Raw genomic sequence first — 14,708 nt, forward strand, 5'->3', positions numbered from 1 at the left:
GGTCAGGCCGCCAGTTGATCGATCATCGCCTGCGTCACCAGACAGATGCCGCTTTCGGTGCGGCGGAAACGCTGGGCATCATAATCGGGATTTTCGCCGATGATCAGGCCGGGCGGAATGATGATCCCGGAATCCACCACGCATTTATGCAGCCGCGCACCACGCCCGATCTCGCAATTGGGCATGATGATGCTCTCCGTGACGGACGAAAAACTGTGCGTGCGCACACCTGAAAACAGCAGACTGCGGTGCAGCGACGATCCCGACACGATGCAGCCGCCCGCCACCAGCGACGATGTGGCCGATCCGCGCCGGCCATCCTCATTATGCACGAACTTGGCCGGCGGGGTGACTTCCGAATAGGTCCATAGCGGCCAGCTGCGGTCATACAGATCCAGGCTGGGAACGACATCGGTCAGGTCGATATTCGCCTGCCAATAGGCGTCGATCGTGCCGACGTCCCGCCAATAGGGCACCAGTTCGCTTTCTGCCCGCACGCAGCTGCTGGAAAAACGATGCGCCACCGCTTTGCCATGCTTGACGATATAGGGAATGATGTCCCCGCCAAAATCGCGCTTGCTGTTCGGGTCGTCGGCATCGCGCAGCAATTGTTCGATCAGGAAGCGGGTGCGAAAGACATAGATGCCCATCGACGCCAGCGCCATGTCGGGCTGGCCGGGGATGGCCGGCGGGTTCTTGGGCTTTTCGACAAAGGCGGTGATGACGTCCGCTTCGTCCACATGCATGACGCCGAAGCCGACCGCCTCCTTGCGCGGCACTTCCAGACAGCCCACGGTCACATCCGCACCGCTATCCACATGCTGCTGGAGCATCAGTTCATAGTCCATCTTGTACACATGGTCGCCCGCCAGAATGACCATATATTCGGGCGCATAGCTTTCGATGATGTCGATATTCTGGAACACGGCGTCAGCGGTGCCTTCATACCACTGGCTTTCGGAAATGCGCTGGCTGGCGGGCAATATGTCGAAACTCTCGTTGCGTTCGGGACGCAGGAAGTTCCAGCCGCGCTGTAAATGGCGGATCAGCGAATGCGCCTTATATTGCGTCGCCACGCCGATGCGGCGGATGCCGCTGTTCAGTGCATTGGATAGGGCGAAGTCGATGATCCGCGCCTTGCCGCCGAAATGGACCGCAGGCTTGGCGCGTCGGTCGGTCAGTTCGGACAGGCGGCTGCCGCGTCCCCCGGCCAGAACATAGGCCATGGCGTCACGCGCGATCGGCTGATATTTGGTCTGCACTTCTGGGCCTCTCCTCACTTTGCCCGCGTTTCGCCTGCACGCGCCCCGTCGGTAATCAATAATCCAGTTCCAGCATCAAGGTTGCGAAGGGCGGGATGGTGATGTTGGCCCACCCCTCCTCATCGGCATGCACCATGCCCAGATTGCCCGCGCCGCTGCCGCCATAGACGGTGGCGTCGCTGTTCAATATTTCGCGCCAGCGTCCGCCCGAGGGCAGCCGCATCCGGTATCCATGGCGCAACACCGGGGTAAAATGGCTGATGATGACGATCGGCCGGGCGCCAGGCGCACGCCTTTGCCAGGCAAAGACCGAATCTGCCGCGCCGTCCACCAGCACCCATTCAAACCCCTCCGCCTCGCAATCGCGCGCATGCAGCGCCGCGCGGGAGCGATAGAGCTCGTTAAGGTCGGCGACCAGATGCTGCACCCCCTGATGCGGCGCATGCTCCAGCAGTTCCCAGTCGAGCGCGCGCTCCTCGCTCCACTCGCCGCGCTGGGCGAATTCCTGCCCCATGAACAGCAGCTTCTTGCCGGGATAGCCCCACATCAGGCCATAATAAGCCCGCAGCGTCGCGAATTTCTGCCAGTCATCGCCCGCCATCTTGTGCAGCAGAGACGCCTTGCCATGCACCACCTCGTCATGGCTGAGCGCCAGCACGAAATTCTCGCTAAAGGCATACATCAGGCCAAAGGTGATGTCGTCATGATGATGGGCGCGATGCACCGGATCGCGCGCCAGATAGCGCAACGTATCGTGCATGAAGCCCATATTCCATTTGAAGCCAAAGCCCAGCCCCCCGGCATGCGCAGGCTGTGACACGCCGGGCCAGCTGGTCGATTCCTCCGCGATCGTCATGACGCCAGGATGCGTCCCATAGAGCGCCCTGTTCATCTGCTGGAGGAAACCGACCGCCTCCACATTCTCCCGCCCGCCATGATCATTGGGGATCCATTCGCCGGGCTGGCGCGAATAATCGAGATACAGCATCGACGCGACGGCATCCACGCGCAGCCCGTCGACATGGTATCGCTCGGCCCAGAACAACGCGTTGTTGGTGAGATATTGCGCCACCTCCCGCCGCCCGAAATTATAGATGGCGGTGTTCCAGTCGGGGTGGAACCCCTTGCGCGGATCGGCATGTTCATACAGCGCCGTGCCGTCGAACCGCGCCAGCCCATGTTCGTCGGTCGGGAAATGCGCCGGCACCCAATCCAGAATGATGCCGATCCCCGCCCGGTGCGCCCCGTCGACAAAGCGGGCGAAACCCGCCGGATCGCCGAACCGCGCTGTCGGCGCATAAAGGCCCAGCGTCTGATAACCCCAACTGGGATCATAGGGATATTCGCTGATCGGCAGAAATTCGATATGGGTAAAACCCATGCCGACGACATAGGGGATCAGGCGGTTGGCCAGCCCGTCCCAGCTCAGGAATTCGCCCTGATCGTCCCGCTGCCACGACCCGGCATGCACTTCATAGATGGACACGGGCTGACGGCGCGCATCGCTGACGCGCCAATGCTCACGGTGCCGATCGTCCCCCCATATGTGATCCGGCGGCGCCGCGACGATGGAGGCGGTGGACGGGCGCAATTCGCACTGAAAGGCGAAAGGATCGGCCTTGAGCGGCAGCACCACGCCATCTGCGCCCACAATCTCATATTTATAGGCGCTGCCCGGCCCGACTTCGGGCAGGAAAATCTCCCACACGCCCGCATCGGCGCGATGCCGCATCAGCCCGCGCCGCCCGTCCCAGCGATTGAAATCGCCCACCACCGACACGCGCCGGGCATTGGGCGCCCACACCGCGAAATGCGTGCCCGTCGCCCCTTCATGGGTCATGACATGCGCACCCAGCTTGTCGAACAGCCGGCCGTGCGATCCTTCGGAAAGATAATGATCGTCCATCGGTCCCAGTACTGGGCCAAAGCCATAGGGGTCGATCAACGCATAGTCGCTGCCATCGCCATAGGCCGCGACATAGCGCAGCGGCTGGCGCTTGCGGATCGTGACCGGTCCGAAGAACAGCCCGTCCTCATGCACCCGTTCCAGCGCACCCACCGCCTTGCCCGCCAGCGTCTGGGCCTGCACGCTCACCGCTTCGGGCATAAGAACGCAGGCGGTGAAGCCTTTCTCGGCAGGATGCACGCCAAACGTGGCGAAGGGATCGTCATCCAGACCCTGTACCAGCCGATCGATCCGCTCCGCGTCCAGCACCTATTCCTGGCTCCCCATCATCCGGGCATCTTCCAGATGTCGGTCGCATATTCCCGGATCGTCCGGTCGGACGAGAACCATCCCATGCGCGCGACATTGTGGATCGCCTTCTTCGCCCAGATGGACTGGTCCAGCCACAGCGCGTCGACCCGGCGCTGCGCGGCGGAATAGCTGTCGAAATCGGCCGCCAGCATGAACCAGTCATGGTCGTAAATGCCCTGGATCAGCCCCTTGTACCGATCCGGATCGTCGGGCGAGAAGACGCCGCCGGCGATCGCATCCAGCGCCTGCCCCAGTTCACGGCTCTGCCCGATGACGTCGCGCGGAGTATAGCCCTTGGCGCGCCGCTCATTCACTTCCTGCGCGGTCAGGCCGAATATGATGATATTCTCATCGCCCACATGGTCGCGCATCTCGACATTCGCGCCGTCCAGCGTGCCGATGGTCAGCGCGCCATTGACCGCAAACTTCATGTTGCCGGTGCCTGAAGCCTCCAGACCCGCCGTCGAAATCTGTTCGGACAGGTCGGCGGCGGGGATCATCATTTCCGCCATGGAGACATTGTAATTGGGCACGAACTGCACCTTCAGCAGTCCCTGCACCGCCGGATCATGATTGACCGCGCGGGCGACGTCGCCGGCCAGCTTGATGATCAGTTTCGCGTTATGATAGCTGGACGCGGCCTTGCCCCCGAACAGCTTCACCCGCGGCACCCAGTCCTTTTCCGGGTGCGACCGTATCTGGTCATAGAGCGACACCGTCTCGACGATATTGAGCAGCTGCCGCTTATATTCGTGAATACGCTTGATCTGAATGTCGAACAGCGCCGCCGGATCGATCCGGGCATTTACGCGCCGGCGCAACAGGTCCGACAGCGCGCCCTTGTTGGAGCGCTTGACCTCCAGAAATTTCTCCTGAAATCCGCTGTCGTCGGCAAAGGGGTCCAGATCGCGCAGCGCTTCTGGATCGTCCATGAACCTGTCGCCGATCGCCTCGCGGATCAGTTCGAACAGGCCATGGTTGCACTGCATCAGCCAGCGGCGGAAGGTGACGCCATTGGTCTTGTTGTTGATCCGCGCCGGATAGAGCTTGTGCAGGTCGGCAAAGACCGTGACTTTCATCAGGTCGGTGTGCAGCGCGGACACGCCATTGACACTGTGCGATCCGGCAAAGGCCAGATTGCCCATGCGCACCCGCCGTTCGCCGCCTTCGTCGATCAGCGATATGGCACCAATCGACTGATCATCAAACTGACCCGACTTTCGCGCTTCGCCCAGCAATTTGCTATTGATCGCATAGACGATCTGCATGTGGCGCGGCAGCAACCGTTCGAACAGGGGCACCGGCCAGCTTTCCAGCGCTTCGGGCAACAATGTATGATTGGTGTAGCTGAACGTGGCGCGGGTGACATCCCATGCCTCGCCGAAATCGACGCCATGATCGTCCATCAATATCCGCATCAGCTCCGCCACCGCGACCGCCGGATGGGTGTCGTTCAGCTGGATCGCCGCCTTGGCGGCCAGCGAGCGAACATCGCCGAAATATTGGATATGCCGGCGAACAATGTCCTGCAACGATGCGGAGGAGAAGAAATATTCCTGCCGCAGCCGCAATTCCTGCCCCGCCGGCGAACTGTCCGCCGGATAGAGGACGCGGGTCAACGCTTCGGCCCGGTTGCTTTCGGACAGCGCCCCCAGATGGTCGCCGGCATTGAACTTGTCGAGCAGGATCGGGTCGATCGGCTGCGCTTCCCACAGGCGCAGCGTGTTGACCCGCTTGCCCCGCCAGCCCGCGATCGGCGTATCATAGGGGGTGGCGATCACGCGCTCGCTGGGCTTCCACTGCATCTGGTGCGGCCCGGCATCCTCGCTCTCCGCCGGATCGACGCGCCCGCCAAAGCCGACTTCATAGCTCGCCTCGCGCCGCTCAAACTCCCAGGGATTGCCGTGCGCCAGCCAGGTTTCGGGCAATTCCACCTGCCAGCCGTCGCTGATTTCCTGCCGGAACATGCCGTTCACATAGCGGATGCCATAGCCATAGGCCGGCACGTCCACCGTCGCCATGCTTTCCATGAAACAAGCCGCCAGACGGCCTAGGCCGCCATTGCCCAGCGCCGCATCCGGCTCCAGCGCGGCGATGATGTCGATGTCGACGCCCAGCGAACTGAGCGCCGCCTGCATATCGTCCAGCATTTCCATGTTGGACGCGGCATCGCGCATCAGCCGGCCGATCAGAAATTCCAGGCTCAGATAATAGACCCTGCGCCCTTCTTCCTCATAGGTTTTCTGGGTGGAGGTGATCCAGGCGTCGATCACCCGGTCGCGGATCGACAGGATGACGGCATAGAGCCAGTCATGCGGCTTGGCCGCGGCCGCATTCTTGCCGATGCGATAGGTCAGCCGCTCGACAATCTCATGGGCAAGGACTTCCGGGTCGAACTGTCGCGGCGCGGGTTTGGGAAGTTCGGTCTGGCCCTTGAGGTTCATCGGCGCTGTTCCCCCTGTTGAGTCGAACGCGATGATGACACAGCCCCTGTCTTCACGCCAAAGGGATTTTTGCGGCGCAGCAAGAAATATCGGCTGATTTCAGCCAGTTTTCTAAGCCATTCTTTACCCGTTTCGGCGTAGCAGCGCGTCCCGCACCCCGGCGCGCAATTCCGCCCGGACGGGATAGGTGCTGGACGGCAGATGCTGGGTCGCGAACAGGCCGATCAGCCGTTCGACCGGATCGATCCAGAAATAGGTCGAAAACACCCCGCCCCAGTAAAATTCCTGCTTCTCCAGGTTCATGGCGAAGCCCAGACCAAAGCCGACGCCCTGATAATCCGCTTCACTGAACATCGCGCTCGACATGCTGGCCAGATCGCCGCCGCCCGGCAACTGGTTGCTGCGCATCTGCGCGACCGTTTCCGCCGCCAGCAGCCGCACGCCATCCAGTTCGCCCCCGCGCAGCAGCATCCGGGCAAAGCGGTGATAATCCGCCAGCGACGACACCAGTCCACCACCGCCCGACAGAAAGCGCCCTTTGCGCCGCCATCCACTGCGCGCGCCAAGGTCAGCGATGCTCAGGCCGCCTTTGCCGGTCAGCTTCCAGGCGTCGGTCATGCGATGCGCCTTGTCGTCGGGCAGCATGAAGGTCGTGTCCGTCATCCCCAGCGGTTCGAAGATGCGCTCGCGGAAGACGCTCTCCAGATCGGCGCCCATCAGCCGCTCGACCACGACGCCCAGCACATCGGTCGACACCGAATAATTCCACCGCTCTCCGGGCGAAAACTCCAGCGGCAGGGTCGCCAGATCGGCGACGAACTGGTCCGATGTGCGCGGCTGCTGAAATTCGTCCAGCCCCAGCTTGCGATAGCGCGCGTCGATCGGCGTCTGATGTTGCAGGCCATAGGTCAGGCCCGATGTATGCCGCAGAAGGTCGATCATCAGCATCGCGCGCGCCGGCTTGGCCCTGTTGCCGCGCCCCACGCGCAGGTCGGCAAATTCGGGGATCACATCCGCCACCGGCGTATCCAGCGCGACCTTGCCCGCCTCCGCCAGCATCATGAAGGCGACGGACGTTACCGGCTTGGTCATGGATGCGATGCGATAGAGCGCATCCGCCTGCAACGCTTCGCCGCTGGCGCGCGCCTGTCCCTTAGCCACCGACAAAATGGTCTGTTCGTCGCGCGACAGCAGCAACTGCATATGCGGCAATTTGCCGGTCGACAGGTAAGCGTGGTCAAGATGCGCGACCAGCGCCTCCAGCCGGTCCGCGTCCATCCCCGCCGCCTGCGCCGCTACCCTATCCACGCCTGCCGTCATGCTCTTGCGCCGCTCCGATCTCGTCCTTGCCCACAGCGCTAAAGCAGCGACGCGCGCAGGTAAACAGCTTGGCCGTTGCCAAGACCCCGCCCGCCCCTCTATGGCAACGCGCCAGACCAGCGCATAACGGACCTCACAGGCATGGCCACCGGCCTCTCCGCAATCTTCATGGCGAACCGCCCTGCCCTGCTGCGCTTCGTGCGTGCGCGCGGCGCGGGCGACGATGCCGAAGACCTGATGCAGGATATGTGGATGAAGCTGGAAGCCAAGGATCTTGGCCCGGTGTCCGATCCGCTGCCCTATCTTTATCGCATGGCCAATAATCTGATGCTGGACCGTTATCGCTCGTCCAGCCGGCGCGAACGGCGCGAACAGGACTGGGCCGAAGGGGCCGGCGGCGTCATGGCCGACCCCAGCGAAGATATTGCGATCGACGAACGCATGATCCTCAATCAGAAACTGGATCAGGCGCGCGCCGTGCTGCGCGATCTGGGGCCGCGGGTCGAACTGGTGTTCCGCCGCTTCCGCATCGAAGGGGTGGGCCAGCGCGTCATTGCCGAGGAACTGGGCGTCAGCCTGACCACGGTGGAGAAGGATCTGCAAAAGGCCTATCGGGCGATGCTGAGCCTGAAGCAAAAAATGGATACGGAATGATGCGGTCGGCGGCGTCAGGCTCTGCAAGGGGCAAAAAGGAACAGGGCTGGAGCCATGATTGACGAGGAGGCGCTGGGTTGGGTCATCCGCACCCGCGATCCCGAATTTACCGATTGGGACGGCTTCACCCTATGGCTGGAGGCCGATCCCGCGCATGCGTCCGCCTATGATGCGCTGATGGCGGCGGACAACGAACTGGACAGCATCGTTCCGGTCGAACCCGTCGCCATGCCGGTCGCTGCGAATGATCCGGGCGTCCGCTCCCGTCGGCCGCTCCGCTGGATCGCTGGCGGCGCTGTGGCGGCGGCGCTGGTCGCAACCGTCTCCATTGCCGTCTTCAACCGCAGCGACATCTACAGCGTCACCACCCGCCCCGGCGAAATCCGCACCATTGCGCTGGACGACGGCACGACGGTCGAAATGAACGGCGGCACCACCATGCGCTTCGATCGCAAGGATGCGCGCTTCGCCGCGCTGGATGCGGGTGAGGCCGCCTTCACCGTGCGGCATGACGTCGCCAACCCGTTCCGCGTGACCGTGGGCGACGCCATATTCGAAGATGCCGGCACGGTGTTCAACATTGTCCGCACCGCCGCCGCGACCCGCATCGGCGTTTCGGAAGGCAAGGTGATCTATAATCCGCAGGCCGAAGCGATCGCCCTGCCCGCCGGCCGCGCTTTGTCCGACGATGCGCAAGGGCTGCGCGTCATGGACGTCGCGCCCGCCGCCGTCGCCAGCTGGCGACAGGGACAGCTGGTCTACGCAAACGCCCCCGTGACGCAGGTGGCCGAAGACGCCGCCCGTTCGCTGGGCCTGACCGTGCATTTCACGCCACAGGCGCAGGCGATGCGCTTTACCGGCACGATCCGACTGGATCGCGATCCCGTGCGCTTCTTTGCGGAGGCGGCGCCGCTGATGGGGCTTTCCGCCGTCCGTCAGGGGGACGGGTGGCTTTTGAAGGAGGGCAATGGGTCGCCGAACTGACCTTCTGATCGTCACCGCCCTGGCAACAGCAACAGCGACTCCCGCTCTAGCGGCGGACAGACAGGACATCAGTATCGCCCCCGGCCGGCTCGGGGATGCGGTGATTGCGCTTGGCCGTCAGACCGGGGCCAGCATCGGCATGTCGGACCAGTCGCTGGCCGGCATCCGCACCCCCGAAATCCGGGGGCGCATGACCACGCAGGACGCGCTGCGACGGATGCTGAAGGGCAGCGACGCAAAGGCGCAGCGCGTGGGCGACAATGGCTGGCGGATCCTGCGCACTGCCCGCGCGCCGTCTCCCGCAACAGCCCCCGCCCCGATCACAGCCGCGCCCGCGCCGGACCAGCCCCCCGCCGAGATCATTGTCACCGCCTCGAAGCGGGACACGCCCCTGCCGCGCTATGCCGGCATGGTCGAAACCCTAGGCAGCGGCGCCTTCACGACCGGCGAAGCGGCGGGCGGCACCGCCACCTTGCTGTCCCGCGTCGCCAGCCTCAGTTCCACCCATGCCGGCGCGGGCCGCAACAAGCTGTTCATCCGCGCCATCGCGGATTCGGGCGTCGCCGGCCCGACGCAGGCGACCACCGGCCAGTATCTGGGCGACATGCGCCTCAACTATGCCGCGCCCGATCCCGACCTCAAACTCTACGACGTCGGCCGGGTCGAGGTGCTGGAAGGACCGCAGGGCACGCTTTATGGCGCGGGATCGCTGGGCGGCATTATCCGCGTCATGCCCAACGCCCCCAACCTTGCCGAATTTGGCGGGCAGATGTCGGCTGGCCTGTCCGCCACCCAGCATGGCGATCCGGGCGGCGACCTGTCCGCCACACTCAACCTGCCGATCGTTTCGGAAAAGCTGGCGCTGCGCGTCGTGGGCTATGGCATGCAGGATGGCGGCTATATTGACGACGTCAATCGCGGCAAGGATGACGTCAACCGCACCCGCACCTATGGCGGCCGCGCGGCCTTGCGCTTCGTCCCTGACGAGAACTGGACGATCGACCTGACCGGCGTCTACCAGCATATCGACGGCGACGACGCCCAATATGCCAGCCGGTCGGTCGGTCGGCTGGAACGCGCTTCGGCCGTCGCCCAGCCCTATTATTCCGACTATCTGCTCGGCAATCTGCGGATCGAACGGCAATGGGATACGCTGCGCTTCGTGTCCTCCACCGGCTATGTCCGCAACATCCTGACCGAAAGCTATGACGCGACCCAGCCCGGCGGCGCCCCCGCCCTGTTCCGCCAGCGCAACAAGGTCGACATTTTCTCGACCGAAAATCGTCTGGTGCGCGATCTGGACAATGGCCTGGGCTGGATATTGGGCGCCTCTTATCTTCAGAGCACATCCAACCTCAACCGATCGCTCACATCCTTCGGCACGGTCGCGCCGATGCAGCCGGAAATCCTGCCCGGCGTCCCGCTCTATGGCCTTGGCCGCGCTGCGCCGGCGACTGGCGTGCGCAACATGGTCAAGGAAGCGACCCTGTTCGGCGAAGCCTCGTTCGAACCGATCCGGGGACTTATCGGCACGATCGGCGGCCGCCTGACCAACAGCCGCCTGTCGGGCGAGGCGCTCGATCCGGTCGCCGCCCTTTCTTCGTCGGTCGATCTCGCCCGCGCCGAAGCGCAGGCCGACCGCAGCGAAACCATCTTCCTGCCGTCCGCTTCTCTGCTGACTGATGCGATCGCCGACATCACCCTCTATGCCCGTTTCCAGCAGGGTTTCCGCCCCGGCGGGCTGGCGGTGGACGACCAGCGCGTCCGCCGCTTCCAGAATGACCGCGCCTCCACGTTCGAAATTGGCGCGCGCAAGGGCGTGCCCGGTCGTGACATGTTCGCCGCCAGCGCCAATGTCGCCTATACCGACTGGCGCAACATTCAGGCCGACGTCACCGACCGCATCGGCCTGCCCACCACCGCCAATATCGGCGACGGGCGCATCTATACGGTGGAGGGGCGCATCGTTCTGCGGCCGATCCCTGCCCTGACCCTGGACGGCAGCGTCATTTATAATGACAGCCGCCTGACCCAACCGACCGATTTCGTCCGCGCTCTTTCCTATGACGGCCGCTCGCTCAGCCTGCCAAATGTCGCCAATCTGGGCGGCCGGCTTGCGTTCGATTATCGCGCGACGCTGGGCAACGCCATGCGCTTCACCCTGTCCGGCTCGGCCCGCTATGTCGGCAAGTCGCGGCTGGGCGTCGGGCCGATCCTGGGCCAGACGCAGGGCGATTATGTCGACACCAGCCTGTCCGCCGCGCTGACCCGCGGGCCGGTGCAATATTCGCTGTCGATCACCAACCTGCTCGACAGCAACGGCAATCGCTTCTCACTGGGTACGCCGTTCGACCTGCGCACCGATTATTACACCCCGCTGCGCCCCCGGACCGTCCGCATCGGCGTCGATTTCGCTTTCTGAACATCTATTCATCGCTTTACCTGACGGAAGACCCGCCCTGGCGTCGTCCCAAGCGCACGCGCGCACATAAAACCGAGCGCGACACGCAGAGGAGACATCATGCGACATCTACTGGCCTGCACGGCCATCGCCCCCGTCCTGGTGGCGCTGACCGTGGCCGAAGCGGCTGCCGAGACAAGTATCAGCACAGCCACGACCGCCGCCGTCAAGACGTCCACAGTGGCCAGCGGGGCGGCCGATTCCATCAACATCACATCAGCCGGATCGATCACGCTGACCAGCGGCACCGCCGTCACGATGGACAGCAATCATGCCGTCACCAACGCTGGCACCATCACGATCAACGACGCCGACAATGCCACCGGCATATTGGTGTCGCCTGGCACCAGTGGGATCGTGACCAACAGCGGCACCATCACCCTGACGGAAAATTACACCGCCACCGACACGGACAGCGATGGCGATGTCGACGGCGCCTTCGCCAAGGGGAGCGGTCGGAACGCCATCTGGGTGCAGTCGGGCGCAGGCCATAGCGGCGACATCATCCACAGCGGCACCATTTCGATCGAGGGCAATCAGTCGGCGGGCATCCGCATCGACAGCACGCTGACCGGCAACCTGTCCACCAGCGGTTCGACCAACGTGATCGGCGACAACAGCTATGGCGTCGTGGCCAACGACGTCACCGGCAATGTCACGCTGCGCGGGGCGACCGTCGCCACCGGCGCCAACAGCATTGGCGCAGCGCTGCTGGGCGATGTCACCGGCGCAGTGAAGATTCAAGGCTCCATCGTCAGCACCGGCTATCGCAGCACGTCGCGTCCCACCGACGTATCGAAACTGGATGGGGACGATCTGCTTCAGGGTGGGTCGGCGCTGGTCATCGCCGGCAATGTGACCGGCGGCATCATCTTTGACGTGCCCCCTACCGCCAGCGACGATGATGATGAAGACGATACCGACATTGACGACGATGGCCTGACCGACAGCACCGAAGGCACGGCCGCCGTCGTAACCTATGGTTCGGCCGCAGCAGTACAGGTCGGTTCGGCCAGCGAGGACACCGCCATCGGCGTGGTGGCGGCCGACAGTTCGGGCTATGGCCTGATCGTCAAAGGCAGCGTCGCGGGCTATGGCATCTATGACGGCGTTGCCGCCAACGGCATGGTTCTTGGCGGGCTGGGCGGCGACGTCACCATCGCCAAGGGCATATTGATTAGCGGCAGCGTGGCCGCCGTCTCCTACGACAGCAGCGCCACTGGCTTGCGTCTGGGATCGGGCGCTTCGACCGGCGCGATCGAAGTCAGCGGCACTGTGGGCGCGACCGGATCGGCCCTGACCGGCACCACTGCGCGGGGTCTGGTGATCGATGCCGGGGCATCGGTTGACGCGCTCAAGGTCAGCGGCCGGGTGGTCGCGACGGCCTCCAGCACGGAAAAGGGCGCGGCGATCGCCATTCTCGATTCCTCGGGCACCGTCTCCTCGCTCAGCAACAGTGGCACCATCACGGCATCGGGCGGCGCGACCAACATCGCCATTGATCTGAGCGCCAACAGCAGCGGCGTCACCCTGACGCAGGGGCTGGCTTCCGCCACGGCAACCGCTCCGTCGATCGGCGGCGACATCCGGCTGGGATCGGGCAATGACGTCATGACCGTGTCGGCCGGCACCGTCTCCGGCGCCGTCAGCACCGGCGCCGGCAATGACAGCCTTACGCTGTCCGGCACATCCAAGCTGACCGGCAGCATCGCTTTCGGGGCGGGCAACAATAGCCTGACTCTGGCCGATACCGCCAGCATCAGCGGTGGGGTCGATTTCGGCAGCAGCGCCGGCACGCTGACGCTGGGCGGCACCTCCTCCCTGTCGGGCGCGATCAGCAATGCAGGCAGCACCAATGTCGTGCTGAACGGCGGCACGCTCAATGCCACCAACACCGGATCGGTGGCGCTCGCCTCGCTCTCGGCCGGGGCAACCTCCAGTATCGGCGTCACCATCAATGCCGACACTGGTGCCCATACGACCTATGACGTTGCCGGCGCGGCCAGCTTCGCCAGCGGATCGCAGGTGAAGGTCAACCTGACCCAGGTCAGCGGATCGGAAGGCGACTATGTGATCGTGCGTGCCGGATCGCTTAGCGGATCGCCGACGCTCGGCACCGCCACCGTCCTGCCCTATATGTTCAAGGGAACGGTGGCGAGCGATGCCGCCGCCGGCACCGTCACCCTGTCCGTCGCGGCTAAGACCGTATCAGATCTGAGCCTGACCGGATCGCTGGCGCGCGCCTATTCGGCCGTTTTCAACGCGCTGGACAATGACAGCGACATCGCCAACGCCTATCTGGGCGTCTCCACCGGCGAAGCGCTGACCGCCAATCTGCGCCAGATGCTGCCCGACCATGCCGGCGGCACGTTCGAAGCGGTCACGGCCGGGTCGCGGGCGACGGCACGCATCCTGTCCGATCCCAACGGCATCTATCGCACCAAGGATGGCCGTCTGGGCTTCTGGCTGCAACAGGTCGCCTTTGGCAGCGCCAAGAGTGTGGGCAGCACCGACTCCTATGACATCAACGGCTGGGGCGCAGGTGGCGGCGTCGAATATCTGACCGATCTGGGCGCGTTCGGTGGCTCCTTCGCCTATGTCCATGGCAGCGATAGCAGCGGCGGCTCCAACAATGCGGTCGATTCCGACCAATATGAACTGGCGGCGCACTGGCGCGGTCAATGGGGGCCGTTGCAGGCGTTCGCCCGCCTGTCCGCCGCGATGATCAACTTCGACGGATCGCGTCATTTCGACAATGGTGACGTCACCCGGACCGCCTATGGCAAATGGGATGGCCAGTTGTACTCCGCCACGGCCGGCGCCTCCTATCAGAAGCAGATCGGTCGCTTCAGCCTGCGCCCGGCTGTTGGCATCGACTATTATCGCCTGAAGGAAGACGGCTATGCCGAAACCGGCGGCGGCGATGCCTTCAACCTGACCGTGCTGGGCCGCACCAGCGACGAAACCACGGTCAACGGCACCATGACCGCCGGCTATGATTTCGGCAGCATGGACCAGGAAAATGGCTGGGTCCGCCTGGAACTGGAAGGCGGACGCCGCCAGATCATCGGCGGCGGACTGGGCGACACCACCGCCTATTTCAAGGATGGTGACGAGTTCACCCTGGTGTCGGAAGACCGCACCAGCGGCTGGACCGGCCGGGCACGCCTCTATGGCGGCACCGACACGTTCCGCGTCGGCGGTGAATTCGGCGCGGAGGAACAACAAAATCACGTCGCCATCTCATTTAGGGCGACGGTTAATTTCGTCCTGTGACGTCTTGAAGATGAAAGGACGGGCCACACCCCACAGACCCTCCCGGTCCG

8 protein-coding genes are annotated in these 14,708 nt (G+C 64.0%); 4 read left to right on the forward strand and 4 right to left on the reverse strand.

What is annotated here, in order from left to right; all coding sequences use genetic code 11:
• Positions 1-2 precede the first annotated feature (2 nt).
• The 4 genes from glgC to ACFOKF_RS10955 all read right to left on the reverse strand — a co-directional run bounded on the left by glgC (position 3) and on the right by ACFOKF_RS10955 (position 7,283).
• A complete protein-coding gene (glgC, locus tag ACFOKF_RS10940; RefSeq protein WP_380795609.1) occupies positions 3-1,262 on the reverse strand; it encodes a glucose-1-phosphate adenylyltransferase in 1,260 nt (419 codons plus the stop codon).
• A 55-nt stretch (positions 1,263-1,317) separates the two neighbouring features.
• Positions 1,318-3,477 carry a 1,4-alpha-glucan branching protein GlgB gene (gene glgB, locus ACFOKF_RS10945; RefSeq protein WP_380795611.1) on the reverse strand — a complete coding sequence of 720 codons (2,160 nt, stop codon included), beginning with the start codon at positions 3,475-3,477 and terminating at the stop codon, positions 1,318-1,320.
• Positions 3,478-3,494: 17 nt separating this feature from the next.
• Positions 3,495-5,963, reverse strand: coding sequence for a glycogen/starch/alpha-glucan phosphorylase (locus ACFOKF_RS10950; RefSeq protein WP_380795613.1), 2,469 nt, complete (start codon positions 5,961-5,963; stop codon positions 3,495-3,497).
• Between the two features lie 123 nt (positions 5,964-6,086).
• The gene (locus tag ACFOKF_RS10955) at positions 6,087-7,283 is read right to left on the reverse strand and encodes a serine hydrolase domain-containing protein (RefSeq protein ID WP_380795615.1); all 1,197 of its coding nucleotides are present in this window, start codon (positions 7,281-7,283) and stop codon (positions 6,087-6,089) included.
• Positions 7,284-7,424: 141 nt separating this feature from the next.
• On the opposite strand from ACFOKF_RS10955, the gene ACFOKF_RS10960 reads away from it, so the two are divergent.
• The 4 genes from ACFOKF_RS10960 to ACFOKF_RS10975 all read left to right on the forward strand — a co-directional run bounded on the left by ACFOKF_RS10960 (position 7,425) and on the right by ACFOKF_RS10975 (position 14,658).
• On the forward strand, positions 7,425-7,937 hold the full coding sequence (locus ACFOKF_RS10960; RefSeq protein WP_380795617.1) for an RNA polymerase sigma factor: 513 nt from the start codon (positions 7,425-7,427) through the stop codon (positions 7,935-7,937).
• Positions 7,938-7,991: 54 nt separating this feature from the next.
• On the forward strand, positions 7,992-8,921 hold the full coding sequence (locus ACFOKF_RS10965; RefSeq protein WP_380795619.1) for a FecR family protein: 930 nt from the start codon (positions 7,992-7,994) through the stop codon (positions 8,919-8,921).
• Positions 8,905-11,343: a TonB-dependent receptor plug domain-containing protein gene (locus ACFOKF_RS10970; RefSeq protein ID WP_380795620.1), complete on the forward strand. Its 2,439-nt coding sequence runs from the start codon at positions 8,905-8,907 to the stop codon at positions 11,341-11,343. The genes ACFOKF_RS10965 and ACFOKF_RS10970 overlap by 17 nt, the downstream gene beginning before the upstream one ends.
• 99 nt (positions 11,344-11,442) lie before the next feature.
• Entirely contained in the window at positions 11,443-14,658 is a 3,216-nt protein-coding gene (locus ACFOKF_RS10975) for an autotransporter outer membrane beta-barrel domain-containing protein (RefSeq protein ID WP_380795621.1), read from the forward strand.
• Positions 14,659-14,708: the final 50 nt, after the last annotated feature.

It is taken from the genome of Sphingobium rhizovicinum (assembly GCF_042647625.1).
Taxonomy (GTDB): domain Bacteria; phylum Pseudomonadota; class Alphaproteobacteria; order Sphingomonadales; family Sphingomonadaceae; genus Sphingobium; species Sphingobium rhizovicinum.